This window comes from Porphyromonas sp. C0041D3 (assembly GCF_056590575.1).
On sequence record NZ_JBWPWJ010000009.1, the window covers coordinates 21,705 to 37,854 of the forward strand.

Below are 16,150 nucleotides of genomic sequence, written 5' to 3' on the forward strand. Positions count from 1 at the left end.
TCTGATTATGTCGTATGGTGGTTTACTTACGGTTGGTTTTGTGGGCAATCATCTTGGTTCCAGGATTGATCTGCAGGACGATGATCGGCTTGGGATCTCCGAAGAACTTCTTGCACTGAGCACCCATGGTCAGCCCCTTCTCCTTGGAGACAAAGACGTAGACATGCTCGAGGATATTGTACTCCTCGAAGTGGAAGCCCTCTCTCTCACAGAGGTCCATAAATTCGTTTGTCGGCGTGAAGTACCCCTTATAGTTCCAGAATCCTCTATCTGTGTCGAGGAAGTACTGGCGAGTCTTCTCGAGCTGGTAGATGCCGCTCTTCTTATCCTGGTGGAAGAGATAGAGCCGCCCATCGGCCTGATACTTACCCGGAGGAGTGACAAACTCGTACTCATCCTCATAATTGTAGGTCTCCTCACCTCCCACGCTGTCCTCGTACTCCTTCACCTTTTCCTTCGTGATGCCGAAGGTGGTCAGTCCGAGAGGCAGGGTGTCAAAGGTAGGCATCGCTACGGGCTGCTCCGGCTTGTAGGAGAAGAGGAGGTGTGGTGTATTCTTGAAGAAAGGCTTGATCTCCACCGTGAGATTGCGCTGATCCTTGTGGCGGAAGGTATTCTCATCCACCTGCTCGGTGAAGCCATTCTCCTTGAGAAAGCTGATCAGCTCCAGACGCGCCTCACCGAGGAGGAGCTGTGTCGAGGAGGCATCCACCTGAGCATACAGGTAGGCACCACCCGCATAGATCGTATATACGACACGCGGGAAGGCGCTGCTCGTGGTGGAGAAGGTGAAGAAGCGCTCACTCTCATCCTCGATGGCACCACCTCTCTTCTCCTCGAAGAGCTGGATGTCGGGCCTTGTCGCTGTCTCAAAATTCATATAGGGGAGTATAAACCAGTCTACTCCACTCTGAGTCACGCGTATCTCAGCACCTCCGCTGCTCTCACCCTGCAGGGTGATCATGATCTTCCCCTCGCGCGGCTCGCGATTGCGGTTGGGAGCTACACGGACATCGATCCGCTTGGCGACGGGATAGGGCGTGACGGTGATCCACTCGTCATCACTCTTGGCGGTCCAGAGGTCGGTACCGCTCTCCACGTCGATGGAGCGGGTCTCACCCCACTGGGTAACCTTGAGCTCACTCGAGCCGGCACTGCTACCGGCATGAGCAATGATCACCTCCGTGCCCTTTCCCTGCATGATGGTGAGCTGGCGACGCACTCCAGAGGCGGTCACCACCACGGAGCCTAAGCGAGCACTTGAGGAGGGATTGGCCTCCGCGCTGAGGAGGAGGGTGTGGTCATCCTTTTTGGTGGCCGAGATCCAGCTATTGGCGGTATAGCAACTCCAGTCAGGAGCATCCGTCGTCACACCGATCTCGCGAGTCACCTTACCCGGATCGAGCGAGACGATCCCCACCTCAGAGAGGGTCAGGGTCGCCGTCTCACTCAGCTCGTCACCGATCGTGCATCCTGTCTGTAGGAGAAGCAGCAGGATCGGCAGTAGACCCAGGAGTTTTTTTGGCTTACAGCGATTCATAATAATGTGTTAAGTAAGTAATTAAAAGGTTCGCACTGGTGTCCGACAGAGCGATCGAAATGCCTCGCACCAAGCTTTACGACACAAATGTACGTACTATTCCCCGATTAGTTGCTCACATCAGATAGCACTTTTATCGGTTTCATTTGATTTTTCTTCACTTGGTGCTAAAACAAACTTACTTCTCTTTTTTTTCGTAAAAAAGGATATTATTCTTTACACAGAGGCTTAAATTCGGTACAGCAAAGATAATAATGAAGGCGTCCGAGGGACTTAGAGATCCCCTGGACGCCTCTTTTTTTGGCGTATGGTGTGGGTCAGAGCTCGGGCTTTTCGTCGACCGAGTAGCCGTACATCGAGTCGATCTCGGGCGTGTAGCGCTCGATGATGCGCGCTCGGCGGATCTTCATCGTCGAGGTGAGGAGACCATTCTCTATCGAGAAGGGCTCTGTCAGCAGCACAAACCGCCGTACCTGCTCATAGTCGGCCTGCTCACGGAGCGTCTCATTGATATGCTCCTTGACTATCCTCTGCGCCTCCTCGCTCTCTGCCAGCTCCTTCGGATCGGTCGGCGCTCCCTCGCCCATCAGCTCGCTCAGCACCTTATAGTCCGGCACCACGAGAGCGGTGACGTAATTGCGCTTATCGCCGATGGTGACCACCTGGCTAAAGAGCTCGTCCTGCAGGATCTGCCCCTCGAGGAAGTTGGGGGCGATGTACTTCCCGTTGCTGGTTTTGTAGAGATCCTTCTTCCGCTCGATGTAGAAGAGGTTGCGCTTCTCATCGATCCTACCGAGGTCTCCTGTGCGGAAAAATCCATCGGCCGTAAAGGCCTTCGCATTCTCCTCCGGGCGCTTGTAGTAGCCGGGCGTGACGGTATCACCCCGCACCAGTATCTCGCCCCCCTCCGACTCATCTATCCTCACCTCCACTGGGTCGATGACACGCCCCACGGAGCTGATCACGAAGTCGCCCTGCCGGCTGAAGGATACCGATGCCGTCGTCTCCGTCAGGCCATACCCGTACATGATCGGGATGCCCATCGAGAGGAGCGATCGGTAGACGTGCTCATTGAGCGCCGCACCGGAGGTTGGGAAGACCAGCCCCCGGTCGATGCCGAGCCTCTTCTTGATCGTGTGGAAGAAGATGTTGTCGTAAAACTTATACTGCAGCCTCCTCAGGAGGGGCGCCCTCCGCCCCGTGGAGATATACTTCTCCTGATAGGCAGTCGCCACGCTCATCGACCGACGAGCTACGCTCTGGAGCGACTTAGGCGCCTCACGCACATACTTCATCAGCCCCTGATGCAGCTTCTCCCAGAGGCGCGGCACGCTGCACATAAAGTGCGGGTGCACCTCCTTGAGGGAGTGGAAGAGTGAGCGAGCATTCTCATTCACCGCTATGGTCACCCCGCACTGCAGGCAGAGGAGGCTAAACATTTTCTCAAATATATGCGCCAGTGGCAGAAACATCAGTGACACCCTGCCCGGCTTCATGCCCTCGATCACCAAGTGAGCCGTGATGGCCGTGATGATATTGCGCTGCGTGAGCGGGACTCCCTTAGATGTGCCGGTGGTGCCACTCGTGTAGAGGATAAAAGCAATGTCGTCCGGGCTGTAGTCTGCCATCCGCTCCTTGATCTCCGCCCGGTACCGCTCATACTCGCCCTCCTCCATCTGCGTGAAGTCAGCGAGCCTGGTGCCGTCAAAGGGTCTCCTCTCACTCGGCTCTATGCAGACCACCGTGCAGTCCAGATCCTTCACCACCTCGCTCACCATACTGTGCTGCCTGTCGTCGCCCACAAAGATCAGCCTGATCTCCGCCTCCGTCACGATATGGCGGATCTCTCCGGCGGCGGAGCTGGCATAGATGGGGATGCTGAAGGCGCGTATCTGCTGCACGGCAAGGTCGAGGGCGAGGAATTCCCCCTTATTCTCCGACAAGATCGCCACCCCCTCCTGAGGACGGATCCCGAAGCGGAGGAGTGCCGCAGCCATCCGGTGCGTCAGGTCGGCAAAGGCCTGCTGACTCATCTCATGCCACGTCCTGGAGGCATTATCGCGCAGGAGCAGGCAGGGGGCTGCAGCCCCGTAGCGCTCTACATTTGCATCCGGCAGCTGGCACAGCGGATATATCTCAGGTGTATGGCTCATAACTCTTATCAGATAGCTGAAGTTTCGTTCCTGCAAAGGTGTCTCTCCTTACGCAAAGCCCCTTACGGAGACAAAGATACACAAAAGTCCTATAGTGAGAATATTTTTCACCCTTTCCCTTCTCCCAAGCCCCCATAAAGGTATCTCATTAGAGAATGTTGCACGAAGTGCCATTCTCGCACATTTGTTTCAAATGTGCTGAGACTTTGCACGAAGGATGAGATGCAAGGCGCTGAGGAAGAGGTCGAAGGGAGCGTACTCACGTACGTGACCGAGACCGAATTCCGAAAGCAACGCAGCAGATCGCCTTCGTGCAACAGTCTCCATTAGAGTGGTATAGAAGTAGTTACCCCTGTGAAAAGTCGGGAATGAAGCACCCCTTGCGGGTGCTCGCTCCATAGGCACAGGTCATCCGTGTAGCGGTGACTGATGTGCGATCGCCCTCGTAATATGTCAAGTGCACCACCTCTTCCTACCCCATCCAAGCCTATTAGGCAATATGCCTAACAATCGCTATAATTGCACTATCAACTGCCGAAAAGTGCGATTTTGCACACTTTTCCGCACTTAAAAGTGTATTATGGCCATTAAGAGAGACATAAGTGACTACCTTATCCGGTGGAAAGACTCCCCCCACCGGAAGCCCATTCTACTCGAGGGTGCTCGGCAGATCGGCAAGACCTGGGTGATGGAGTCCTTTGGAGCCGATCACTTTGACTACTACGCCAAGTTTGACTTCGACCGACAGCCTGAGCTCAAGTCCATCTTCAGCACCTCCAAGAGGCCGGAGCGGATCCTGAAGGAGCTTGCCATCTTTGCAGACGTACCTCTCGAGGCGGGGAAGACACTCCTCATATTTGATGAGATACAAGAGTGCGAGGAAGCCCTCAACAGCCTCAAGTACTTCTACGAGGATGCACCAGAGTACCACATCCTGGCAGCAGGGAGCTTACTGGGTGTCGCCGTGAAGCGCAAGAGTATGACCGTACCGGTAGGCAAGGTAAGCCTGCTGCATATGTACCCGATTACCTTCAGGGAGTATCTCCGCACGGCAGACCCCAAGACCTTTTCCTATGTAGAGAAGATGAAGGAGCCGGAGCATCTCCCCGAGGTGATCCTCAATAAACTCACCACAGAGTATCGCCGTTACTTAGTATGTGGAGGTATGCCTGAGGCAGCCACGGCACTCCTTGATGGAGAGGGTATGGAGCGTGTGGAGCAAGTCCTACAGGACATACTGGATCTCTATGAGCTGGACTTCTCTAAGTACGCAGAGCCACGCGACATCCCTCGCATCCGATCCGTATGGCACTCGCTACCCTCTCAATTGACCAAGGAGAATAAGAAATTCATCTACAGAGTGATCCGAAGTGGAGCCAGATCCAAGGACTACGAGGATGCACTGCTCTGGCTCGAGGATGCAGGTATGATCTACCGGATATTCAATATCTCCAAGCCCGGGCTGCCCCTATCTGCGTATGAGGACTTGAGAGCCTTTAAGGTCTATGCGTGCGATTGCGGCCTGCTGCGCCGTCTTGCCAATCTCCCACCCTCCACCGTGATGAGCCCGAGTGCAAATTTCACGGAGTTTAAGGGAAGTCTGGCAGAGAATGCGATCCTACAATCACTTATGCCCCTGCTCGATAATCGTCAGCCCAATTATTGGACATCCGAAAATAAAGCAGAGGTGGAGTTTGTCATCCAGTGGGGCGAGCGGATCATACCCATAGAGGTCAAGGCTGAGAGCGCAATCAGCGGGAGGAGCCTTGGTATATACACGAGCAAGTACAGCCCCGAGAAGCGCATCCGTTTCTCTCTCCGCAACCTTCAGTACAATGACGGACTGCTGAGCTGCCCCTCTCCTCTCGCCGAGTGGTTCCCTAAGCTCCTGGGTCTATAGAGGTATAGCTAGCTACAGCCCCTATCGGGACTCCACTTCTCCTATGCCCGTAAGCTGAAATACAATACAATACACAAATAAGCGCTCGCAAAGGGGTATAAATGGTCCCTTAGAGTCAGCCACATACCTAATACCGATATTAGACGATTCTAATACCGATATTAGAGTTCACTAATATCGGTATTAGAGAAATCTCTGAGGGAGGGTAGATTTTTCATCGTCTCTCATTTACCCTAACACTCCGTGTTGGTAGAGTGTCAGTAGAGGGGAAAAAGGTGTTAGTGCGTGTGGAAAACTTTTTCTCCTCTTTTGCTTGCTTTTGTGGCCGAAAAAAGGAACTCAGAAAGCATTCCGGATAGCCAAACTTTTTCCCCGAAAGTTATCCACCACTTTTCCACAGCCCGACTCACACTCTGTGCAACCTGCCAAAGTCGCTGGCGCAGGGCGTTCCTCGGGAGGCTGGACTGTTTCACCAACACTTTCCACACCCTTCCTCCTCTTCCTTTACAGCATTACATCAAGTCTATCTCTTAAGGTATATAATAAGAGGAAAGGAGCGGGCAGACCGGTCAAGCCACAAAGGGGAGACGCATTATATCAGTAAGTTTGCTCTGTGATGATCGGCATCAACCGACGTTATGGCAGGGATCTATATATGCAGCACTTGACTTTGAGCCACGATCAGCGAGAGAAAGCTCGCTTCATTAGCAGTAATCCATTTGCTGACTTCTCTACTCTGGAGAGCTACGAGATAGTGGATCTGGGTATCTACTGGGCCTACTACTCCGCTAAGATCGAGAGCAATACCTACACCTACGTAGAGACCGAGTGCCTCCTTAAGGACGGTATAACCTCGCTAAAGACCTACACAGAGGCCACTATGCTCAAGAACTTATACAACACTTTTATCGACTGTGTAGAGCGTATCAAAAAGGGCGGAGAGCTAAGGCTAAATCCTTGTACTGTAATGGAGCTACACGCAATGCTGACAAACGACCTCTTGCCCCTCTCCCAAAGGGGCACCTTAAGATCACACGAGGTCAGAATAACCGGCTCTGACTATATCCCTCCATCAGACCCTATATTGATCAAGCAGAAGCTCACAGATATACTAATAGAGCAAGAGAAGTACGATGACCCCTTTGCTCGCTCCATCTTTCTGCACTGCAACATAGCTCGCCTGCAACCATTCTCGGACGGCAATAAGAGGACCTCACGGCTTGTGGAGAGCATCGTACTGATGAGCGCTCATATCATCCCGGTGCGATCTAATAGGCAGGCAGACATACTCCGATACCGCAGCGCCATAGCTCACTTCTATGAAACGGAGGACTACAATCCGTACATTGACTTCGCCCTGGATATGCAGATACAGAGGATTAATGAGGTAGCGTCTCCTAAGTTCCGGTGGCGGTAAGAGAGCCATAGGGCAACGCAAAACCTTTTGGCGTGTGAAGTAGGAGCTGTATCGGGGGACGTTGAGATTGCCCAACTTATACAAGGCAAGGTGATCAACAACCTATAAGCTCCGATAAGGAGGAGATACCACGTATCGGAGTGATATAGAGGGATATTAGCAGTGTATTGTACAGATCGGTCTTAGGCACTTCGTGGATCGACCGATGCCTACGGAGTGAGCAGCCCTATGTCTTTGCTTTGTCATGCCGCTCCCGCTCCTTTCATCCTATTATACCTTTTAGAGAGATAGACTTGATGTAATGCTGTAAAGGAAGATGGTGAAGGGTGTGGAAAGTGTTGGTGAAACAGTTAGCCCCTCCGAGGAACGCCCTACCCAAGAGACATTGGCTGAATGGTGAAATTGTGAGTGGGGCTGTGGAAAAGTGGTGCATAACTTCTGCTCTAAAAGTTTGGCTATTCGGAGGGCTTTCTGAGTTCCTTTTTTCGCCCACAAAGGCAAGCAAAGTGCGAGGAAAAGTTTTCCACACCGACTAACACCTTTTTCCCATCTACTAACACTCTACCAACACCCAATGTTAGGATAATAAGGGGTGCAACAATCATCCATGCAGATGGTGGATTTTTCTACCTCTACAATTCTTCATTTGTGATCAGCACTGTATACTAAGATAAAATGGCAGAGTAACTCATTGTGATGAATACTCTGCCACTTATCGGGATGTTGACTATATCTATGGTTTTGTAGAAGGAGATGTTGTGCAGTCCTTACAGCGACACGAAGATGATTGCTCGGTATTATCATCAAGCTGAATGATGGGAAGCATCTGCGTCATAAATTGGGATATACCTCCTTCGTTTACAATTATTTGGGCATTGCTACCTTTTCGATACTCGTTGTCCTCAACAGCAATAAGCTTAGAATCCAAAAATGAAAACTTATATATTATTTCAGACCATTCTAAGTATGGGTGATCAGTACTTGTCTTGTAGGACAATTGCTCCACAATTTTTCCATCTTTATACTGTGCGAATGTCCTCTTGTATGGGTTGCCCAATAAAAGCTTGACCTGCGCCGGGCTATTTCCAATCTGGATAGAGTCAAGCTTGCTAACAAAGACATTGTTGTATATCATCTTTTGGCTCTGCTGAGTATAAGCGGAACAACTGAAAGACAATAACAACAGGCAGAAGAATAGTAATCTTTTCATATTCTAATATAATTATGATTGTACAATCCGAGTTCTAATTTACCCCTACTCGAATAATTTTACCGGAACTCTTTCCTCTAAGGTAGAGTTCAATTACAGAACAAATGTATCTATAATAACCTAATTAGAACTATCCATTGATAGTTAGGAGAGGGTGAAGCCTTATTTTACACCTCTACCCCATGCTGGGTGCCGGACTAAGGGATGTCAGCTCGGCGACGCCCTATCGGGGTCGAGGGGTAGGGGCGGGGCTCGGTACATCGGTCACCGCTACGCGGATGACCGATGCCTATGAAGCGAGCACCCTTCGGGTGCTTCCCAGATGCCCCCCCACTTGGTATATGATTACCTTGATGCTCAAATGCGTCACCCCCCGCTCCTTTCATCCTATTATACCTTTAGAGAAATAGACTTGATGAAATGCTGTTAAGGAAGATGATGAAGAGTGTGGAAAGTGTTGGTGAAACAGTCAGCCCCTTCGAGAAACGCGCTACCCAAGCGACATTGGCTGAATGGTGAAATTGTGAGTGGGGCTGTGGAAAAGTGGTGCATAACTTCTGCCCTAAAAGTTTGGCTATCCGGAGGGCTTTCTGAGTTCCTTTTTTCGACCACAAAAGCAAGCAAAGTGCGAGGAAAAGTTTTCCACACCGACTAACACCTTTTCCCTCTCTACTGACACTCTACCAACACACATTGTTAGGATAAAAAGTAACAGTCCCGATACGGGCCCCTTGAGGTAGCCTATTATGAGTCGCCCCCTCTTCTGATAGACACAACTGTATGTGCCCCACCCTTCGCCCGATAGAGAGCTTTAGTCTGCTAACCACCATACGCCCGCTTTGGGATAGTAATGTTGGCAGGCAAGATACGACAGCTACTTAGAGACCTTTGCATAATACCCCATCTGCGGCGTCACTTTCGAGATTCGGGCTTGGTCATGTGCGTAAGCACACTCCCTTCGCCCTCACTCTCAGTTCCTTGCATCTGAGGTATTCTACAAAGTCCCTGCCGAAAAAGCACCGCTTTTTCGGCGAAAGACCATTTTGCAAAGGTCTTACTTAGTGTAACCGATACGTCATATTGATTAAGGATCAATGTAATATAGATGTCCTATTATTGCGTGCGAGTTAATTGGAAAATTTATCAATTTTTATACACTATAGACATTTTATGATTCTTAGGAAAGGAAGGGTACTACTGTGGTGCGTGGCTACAGGTCTTTCACTACTATCTTACAGTCCAAAGGTTTCTGCAGTCGAATCCTTAATAAGCAGTAGAGAGGAAAGAGAGCTGACCAAAGGCACAGGAAACCTATCAGGTGTTATTCTTGATGAAACCGGGTCGTATCTGCCAGGGGCGATCCTGACATTGGATAGGGATAATAGATACACCGTTTCTGCGGCCGACGGTTCGTTTGTGTTCCTTGGTGTACCCGCTGGTACATATACTCTGAGCGTTAAGTACATTGGTTTTGAGGAATATAGTTCGACGGTGACCGTAATTGAAGGCAAAAATAGTAGCATCAAAGTAAAGCTGAAAGAGTCTACCTTTACTACCGGAGAGGTGGTAGTTGTCGGTGAATTGGCGAAAGGTCAAGCGCGTGCTATAAATACAGAGAGGAGTAATAGTAATATCACCAATATGGTCTCTGCTGACCATATCGGTAGATTTCCCGACTCCAATGTGGGTGATGCGTTGAAGCGGATCCCCGGTATCACTATGCAGAATGATCAGGGAGAAGCCCGCAACATAGTGATGCGAGGCTTAGCACCTCACCTCAACTCCGTCACCCTAAATGGTGGGCGTATACCTAGTGCTGAGGGAGATAACCGTAACGTGCAGATGGATCTGATACCCAGTGATATGATCTCAATGATAGAGGTAAATAAAACCCTGCTGCCCGATATGGAAGCCGATGCTATCGGAGGGTCGGTTAATCTAGTGACCAAAACTGCACCGAGGAGTCAGAACCTATCCATCAACATGGGTGGTGGCTATAATATGATCAGGAACAGACCAACCATTAATGGCTCGCTCACCTATGGCAATCATTTTTTTGATGAAAAACTGGGTATGGTTGTTTCGCTCTCCTACCAAAATAAAGATTATGGGTCAGACAATATTGAGGGGGAATGGACGTCCAAAGACAGCAATGTCTTTTTGAAGGACTTTCAGATCCGCAAGTACGATGTGCAGCGCATTCGCCGTAGCGGATCCATTAATATGGATTATAAGTTTAATAGCTCTCATTCCATCTACCTTAAGACGCTTTACAACTGGCGTGATGATCGAGAGAATCGCTTCCGATACCGTATGTCCAAGATGAGCTTGGAGGAGGATGGTACCTATTCAGGTCGGATTGATCGCCAAACCAAAGGAGGGATAGACAATGACCGCAATCGCAACCGTCGGTTAGAGGATCAGCGTGTTTACGACATCGCATTGGGCGGTGAACACTTATTGAGGAGCAAAATTGAGATGAATTGGGGGATCTCTTTTTCTAGAGCTTCCGAGCATCGACCCCACGAGCGGTATATCAATATGCGACAGAAGAAAGTACTCTTTGGGCAAGACCTTTCGGATACTCGCTATCCTATGGTGACAGCACAGAATGAGTCTTTAGATAAGTTTGGCCTAGAAACGCTCTCCGAGTCTGAGCAAATGACCTATGAAAATGAGTGGGGTGGCAAGCTCAATTTCCGCTTTCCCTTTTCTGTTATTCCGGAGCAGAAGGGGCGTATCCGTGCGGGAGCCAAGATCCGATTAAAGGAGAAGGATCGTGACAATATCTACTATGAATATGAGCCTAAAACCAGCTTCCCCTCGTTTAAGGAGATGGATCTGGTAGAGTGGAACGACCCGAAGTTTCTCAATGGTAAAGGCTATGTACCGGGCGTATTTCCAAGCAAAACATTTCTTGGGAGTCTAGAGCTTAATGATCCCAGTAAATATGAAAGCGAGGCAATCCTCAGTGAATACTGGACAGCTAATTATAATGCCAAAGAAAATATTTACGCCGGATACCTGAGGTGGGATCAGAATGTCACTAACCGATTTGTGATCATCACAGGGTTACGAATTGAGCACACAGCGATTGACTACATTGGACATACCTTAGTTGAGGATCAGAAGGGCGAAAATGTTAAGGACAACAATAGCTATACCAACTTTTTCCCCAACTTGACCTTCAAATACGAGCCCAATAAGAGGACAGTACTCCGAGCTGCCTACTCAACCTCCATAGCACGTCCCAATTACTATTGGCTGGTACCCTATATGAATATCTCTAATGCCGATCACAATATTTCGCTTGGCAACTCAGACCTCAAGAGTACCTATGCCCACAACGTGGACCTAATCGCTTCGTATTACCCTGGTAATGTTGCTTCACTCTCCGCAGGTCTTTTCTACAAGCGTCTTAATGACTTCATCTACACCTATGCTACCAGTAGCTTTACTCACGATGACTTTGCTCAGCTTTACCCCGACCGCCACAACCCAATCCCAGAGGGTGAGGAGTGGGATTTCAAGACACACCACAATGGTGAATCGGTAGATATATATGGGCTGGAGGTATCCTACAATCGTCAGCTTGACTTCTTGCCCTCGTCTTTTTTGCGGCACTTGTCTCTGTACCTAAATTATACCTACACTCACTCCAAGGCTTCGGGTATCACCAATGAGGATGGTGAAGAGCGTAAGGGTATGATGTTGCCGGGATCTGCACCCCATACTGTCAATGCTTCTTTGGCGTATGAAGACAAGCACTTTACTGCGCGGATCTCATACAACTTTACAAGCTCTTACGTGGACCAATTGGGCAAAAATGATTTTGAAGATCGTTACTACGGAAGCCAAGCCTTTTTAGACTTCAATGCCAATTATAAGATCAAGCCTAATTTGCAAGTATTCTTTGATGCCAATAATTTACTCAATACCCCTCTCTATTACTATCAAGGCGAAAAGGATCGGTTAATGCAGTTGGAGCTTTATAAGCCTACATTCAACGCCGGCATTCGCTGGAATTTGTAATTAGCTCAGATGATTAATAGTATGATAAATAAGATGAATAGAGTACTTATTGCCCTCTGGTTATTATTGCTACCATTAGCCGTATCGGCCCAAAGGACACTCTCTGAGGTGGCTGAGGCTAGCGATGATGGCTTTAACTTCCTTGTTATCACCGACCAGGGTCGCAATGGGTATTACGATCAAAAAGCAATAGCTCACAGTATGGGTGAGCTTGCCGGTAAAGGAGATGCCGAGTTTGTACTTACTCTGGGGGATAACTTCCACTATATAGGTTTGGAGAGCGTGTCTGACCCGCTTTGGATGACCAATTTTGAATTGATCTATGACCATCCCGAGCTACAAATCCCATGGTACCCAATTATTGGAAACCACGAACAGAAGGGCAATGTGCAAGCCATGATCGACTACTCTAAGATTAGTCGCCGGTGGGAGCTGCATAGACGCTATTATTCTCTGAGCTTCAGGACTGATGAGGGAGAGACTGTCGACCTCTTTTTGCTTGACACTTGCCCTCTAATCGATAAATACCGCAATGATGCTGAGTATAAAAGTGTGAAGGGGCAAAGCAGAGAGGAGCAATTGGCATGGCTTGAGAGTGGATTAGCCGGTAGTAATGCAGACTATAAGATTGTTGCCGGCCATCACCCAATCTACGCCGATACCCGTAAAGCGGACTCCGAGCGACTGGATATGCAGAAATATGTCGCTCCACTTTTGGATAAGTATCATGCCGACCTCTATCTTAGTGGTCATATACACAACCATCAGCACATAAAGCGGGATAATAGCAGTGTGGACTATGTGGTGGTGACCTCGGGTGCTCTCTCGCGTAACGTGAAGCCGATAGAGGGGACTCAGTTTTGTAGTCCGGTGACGGGGTTTGCATTCATCTCCATTAAGAGTGGTCGGCTTACGATGTATTTGCTGGACAAAGATGGGAATGAATTGTATCACTTTACCCGCTCAAAAGCCCCTCATACATCGTGTCGGTAAGAGTAATTTATTGGCTCCTTGGATGAAGAATCTCTAATCAATAAGCGAGTAACTATTAGAAGGAAGTCTTGCTCCATCTCGCTTATTGTACCGTAGTAGCAAAAAAACAACGAGACTGCTGCACGGTGGCGATCTGCTCCCTTGCCTTCGGAGTTAGGGCTTGGTCACGTACAGAGGAGTACGTCCGTTCTGACCATATTAGTATAGTACACACATAGAGCCTACCCGTACGGCTACGGATAGGCTCTATGTGTGTTATAGGTAGGTGTCAGAGCTTGGCGACCTGCTCCTTGAAGCACTCTCCGCGGTGCTCGTAGTTCTTGAAGAGGTCAAAGGAGGCGCAGGCGGGAGAGAGAAGCACCACATCGCCCTCCAGCGGGTGGAGACTCTGCACGAGGACAAAGGCCTCCTCCATCCCCGTCGCATCGAAGGAGGGGATAGGCAGGGGGTCAAAGGTGGTGTGCAGCTTGGCGCTGTCGGTGGTGAGGTAGATCAGCGCCTTGCACTTCGCCTCCACGAGTGGCTTGATCTCCTCGTAGTCGTTGCCCTTGTCGGTACCGCCGAGGAAGAGGATCGTCCGCCCGTCAGGCATCGCCTCGAGGGCGTGGCGGGTGGCATCGATATTGGTAGCCTTGGAGTCATTGATGTACTTCACTCCGTGGAGGACGCGCGTCAGCTCCATGCGGTGCTCTATGCCGGTGAAGTCCTCCAGCGCCCCGGTGACAGTGCCGTCCTCGAGGTCGGGATCCAGCCCCAGGGCGTGGAGCACGAGGCAGGCGGCCATGACGTTGCAGGCGTTGTGGGGGCCCTTGAGCTGCAGGCGGGAGTAGTCGATGAGGCACTCCTTGCCACCCGAGAGACGGATGTGGATCGTGTCGCCCTCGAGGTAGGCGGCGGTGTCGGTGCGAGTGAGGGAGAAGGAGAGGTCGTGCGCCGGGCTTGGATCCCTGCGGGCGAGCATGGTGGCTGTCTCGGGATCATCGGCGAAGGTGATGGCGTAGTCCTCCTCGGTCTGGTTTTGGAATACCCTACCCTTGGCATCGGCGTAGAGCTCCAGCTTGTGGTCGTACCGATCGAGGTGGTCGGGCGTGATATTCATCAGCACTGCGGCGTGCAGGTGGGTGTCGTACATGTGGTCGAGCTGGAAGCTGGAGAGCTCCATGACGTAGACCTTGTGCGGGTCGCGGACGAGGCACTGGGCGAGGGAGAGACCGATATTGCCACACGCCACCGCATCTATGCCACACGCCTGCAGGAGGTGAGCGGTGAGGGTGGTGGTGGTGGTCTTGCCATTGGACCCCGTGATGCCTACGAGGATGCTACCCTGGGCAACGTGCTGTGCGGCAAATTCGATCTCTGAGACGATCGGCACGCCGGCCTCGATGCAGCGCTGCACCACAGCGGCGCTGTCGGGGATGCCGGGGCTCTTGATCACCCTCGTGGCACGCTCGAGCTCGGGGAGGGAGTGTCCCCGCTCCTCGATCCGTATCCCATGCTGGAGCAGCAGGTCGCGGGTGGCATCGCGGAGGGTATTGCTGTCAGAGAGGAGGACCCTGTGCCCCAGTCGCTTCGCCAGGAGGGCGGCCCACATGCCACTTTCGCCCCCTCCCAGGACAATGGTGTATTCCATACTATATTATCTAAACTTAAGTGTCGCTATCGTCAGCACCGCCAGTACGATGCCTATGAGCCAGAAGCGGGTGGTGATCTTCGCCTCCGGGATCGGTCGGTAGGGCCGCTGCAGGAGGGCGTCTATACTGCCGTCACCGGGCTTCTGATAGTGGTGGTGGAGGGGGGTCATCTTGAAGACCCTCTTCCCCACGCCGGTGTGTCGCTTGGTGTATCGGAAGTAGGTGGTCTGGATGATCACCGAGAGCGTCTCCACGAGGAAGACGCCGCAGAGGATCGGCAGGAGCAGCTCCTTGCGGATCACGATGGCAAAGATGGCGATGATGCCACCCAGCGTCAGGCTCCCGGTGTCGCCCATGAAAATCTGTGCAGGGAACGAATTGAACCATAGGAAGCCCGCCGTCGCGCCTATGAAGGCTGCGGCAAAGACGACCAGCTCCTCCGCCCCGGGGATAAACATGACGTTGAAGTACGCTGCCATCTCGATATGGGAGGAGATGTAGGCGAGGATCCCCAGCACCACACCGATGATCGCTGAGGAGCCGGTGCAGAGGCCGTCAAGCCCGTCTGTGAGGTTGGCGCCATTGGAGACCGCCATGACGATGAAGACGAAGAGCAGGCTGACGAAGATGATGGTGAAGAGCTCACTATTCTGCCCTATCCCGAGCCACGGCGCGATGGCGGAGTAGTCGAGGTTGTGCCCCTTGACGAAGGGGATGGTGGTCTGGAGGGATTGCGTCTCTACGGTGGCAAACTCGGTCACCACCCTACCCTCCTCCAGCACCTGGCGGGCATTCTCCTTGATCACCACCGCCGGGGAGGTGAGGAAGACGAGCGCCACCAGCACGCCGAGACCCATCTGAGCGACGAGCTTGTAGCGCCCGGCGAGACCCTCCTTGTTTTTCTTAAATACCTTGATGTAGTCGTCTGCAAAGCCGAGTCCGCCGAGCCAGAGCGTGGCGATGATCATCAGGATGATGTAGATATTGTCGAGTCGGCAGAAGAGCAGCGTCGGGATCAGGATGGCGGCCAGGATGATCAGCCCGCCCATCGTGGGGGTGCCCTTCTTGGAGAGCATACCCTCGATGGTGTAGGGTCGCACGGCATCGCTGATCTGCTTCTCCCTCAGGAGGGTGATGATCTGCCGACCGATGACGATGGAGACGATCAGGCTGACGATGACGGCAAAGGTGGCGCGGGTGCTGACGTAATTGAATACAGCCGACCAGCGGAGGTTTTGCGAGGCGAAGTAGTCAAAGAGGTAGTACAGCATAGG

9 protein-coding genes are annotated in these 16,150 nt (G+C 51.3%); 4 read left to right on the forward strand and 5 right to left on the reverse strand.

Features of this window, described 5'->3' with window-relative positions:
• Nucleotides 1–22 precede the first annotated feature (22 nt).
• Both AC1EKE_RS07120 and AC1EKE_RS07125 read right to left on the reverse strand, forming a co-directional pair.
• Nucleotides 23–1,540: a BACON domain-containing protein gene (locus AC1EKE_RS07120; RefSeq protein WP_480308840.1), complete on the reverse strand. Its 1,518-nt coding sequence runs from the start codon at nucleotides 1,538–1,540 to the stop codon at nucleotides 23–25.
• 317 nt (nucleotides 1,541–1,857) lie between these two features.
• The gene (locus AC1EKE_RS07125; RefSeq protein ID WP_480308841.1) at nucleotides 1,858–3,693 is read right to left on the reverse strand and encodes an AMP-dependent synthetase/ligase; all 1,836 of its coding nucleotides are present in this window, start codon (nucleotides 3,691–3,693) and stop codon (nucleotides 1,858–1,860) included.
• A gap of 580 nt (nucleotides 3,694–4,273) precedes the next feature.
• On the opposite strand from AC1EKE_RS07125, the gene AC1EKE_RS07130 reads away from it, so the two are divergent.
• Nucleotides 4,274–5,593, forward strand: a complete 1,320-nt coding sequence (locus tag AC1EKE_RS07130; protein ID WP_480308842.1) for an ATP-binding protein — start codon at nucleotides 4,274–4,276, stop codon at nucleotides 5,591–5,593.
• A 616-nt stretch (nucleotides 5,594–6,209) separates the two neighbouring features.
• Nucleotides 6,210–7,010, forward strand: a complete 801-nt coding sequence (locus AC1EKE_RS07135; RefSeq protein ID WP_480308843.1) for a Fic family protein — start codon at nucleotides 6,210–6,212, stop codon at nucleotides 7,008–7,010.
• Nucleotides 7,011–7,743: 733 nt separating this feature from the next.
• On the opposite strand, the gene AC1EKE_RS07140 is transcribed toward AC1EKE_RS07135, so the two are convergent.
• Nucleotides 7,744–8,220, reverse strand: coding sequence for a hypothetical protein (locus tag AC1EKE_RS07140; RefSeq protein ID WP_480308844.1), 477 nt, complete (start codon nucleotides 8,218–8,220; stop codon nucleotides 7,744–7,746).
• A gap of 1,206 nt (nucleotides 8,221–9,426) precedes the next feature.
• Here AC1EKE_RS07140 and AC1EKE_RS07145 point away from each other — a divergent pair.
• On the forward strand, nucleotides 9,427–12,252 hold the full coding sequence (locus AC1EKE_RS07145) for a TonB-dependent receptor (RefSeq protein WP_480308845.1): 2,826 nt from the start codon (nucleotides 9,427–9,429) through the stop codon (nucleotides 12,250–12,252).
• A gap of 33 nt (nucleotides 12,253–12,285) precedes the next feature.
• Entirely contained in the window at nucleotides 12,286–13,245 is a 960-nt protein-coding gene (locus AC1EKE_RS07150) for a metallophosphoesterase (protein WP_480308846.1), read from the forward strand.
• A gap of 268 nt (nucleotides 13,246–13,513) precedes the next feature.
• On the opposite strand, the gene murD is transcribed toward AC1EKE_RS07150, so the two are convergent.
• Both murD and mraY read right to left on the reverse strand, forming a co-directional pair.
• On the reverse strand, nucleotides 13,514–14,875 hold the full coding sequence (gene murD / locus AC1EKE_RS07155; RefSeq protein ID WP_480308847.1) for a UDP-N-acetylmuramoyl-L-alanine--D-glutamate ligase: 1,362 nt from the start codon (nucleotides 14,873–14,875) through the stop codon (nucleotides 13,514–13,516).
• Between the two features lie 6 nt (nucleotides 14,876–14,881).
• The gene (gene mraY / locus AC1EKE_RS07160; RefSeq protein ID WP_480308848.1) at nucleotides 14,882–16,147 is read right to left on the reverse strand and encodes a phospho-N-acetylmuramoyl-pentapeptide-transferase; all 1,266 of its coding nucleotides are present in this window, start codon (nucleotides 16,145–16,147) and stop codon (nucleotides 14,882–14,884) included.
• Between the last annotated feature and the right edge of the window lie 3 nt (nucleotides 16,148–16,150).

Excerpts from the sequence above, each read along its gene's own strand:
- AC1EKE_RS07120 (WP_480308840.1), bottom strand. The coding sequence starts at position 1,540 with ATGAATCGCTGTAAGCCAAAAAAACTCCTGGGTCTACTGCCGATCCTG.
- AC1EKE_RS07125 (WP_480308841.1), bottom strand. The coding sequence starts at position 3,693 with ATGAGCCATACACCTGAGATATATCCGCTGTGCCAGCTGCCGGATGCA.
- AC1EKE_RS07130 (WP_480308842.1), top strand. The coding sequence starts at position 4,274 with ATGGCCATTAAGAGAGACATAAGTGACTACCTTATCCGGTGGAAAGAC.
- AC1EKE_RS07135 (WP_480308843.1), top strand. The coding sequence starts at position 6,210 with ATGATCGGCATCAACCGACGTTATGGCAGGGATCTATATATGCAGCAC.
- AC1EKE_RS07140 (WP_480308844.1), bottom strand. The coding sequence starts at position 8,220 with ATGAAAAGATTACTATTCTTCTGCCTGTTGTTATTGTCTTTCAGTTGT.
- AC1EKE_RS07150 (WP_480308846.1), top strand. The coding sequence starts at position 12,286 with ATGAATAGAGTACTTATTGCCCTCTGGTTATTATTGCTACCATTAGCC.
- murD (WP_480308847.1), bottom strand. The coding sequence starts at position 14,875 with ATGGAATACACCATTGTCCTGGGAGGGGGCGAAAGTGGCATGTGGGCC.
- mraY (WP_480308848.1), bottom strand. The coding sequence starts at position 16,147 with ATGCTGTACTACCTCTTTGACTACTTCGCCTCGCAAAACCTCCGCTGG.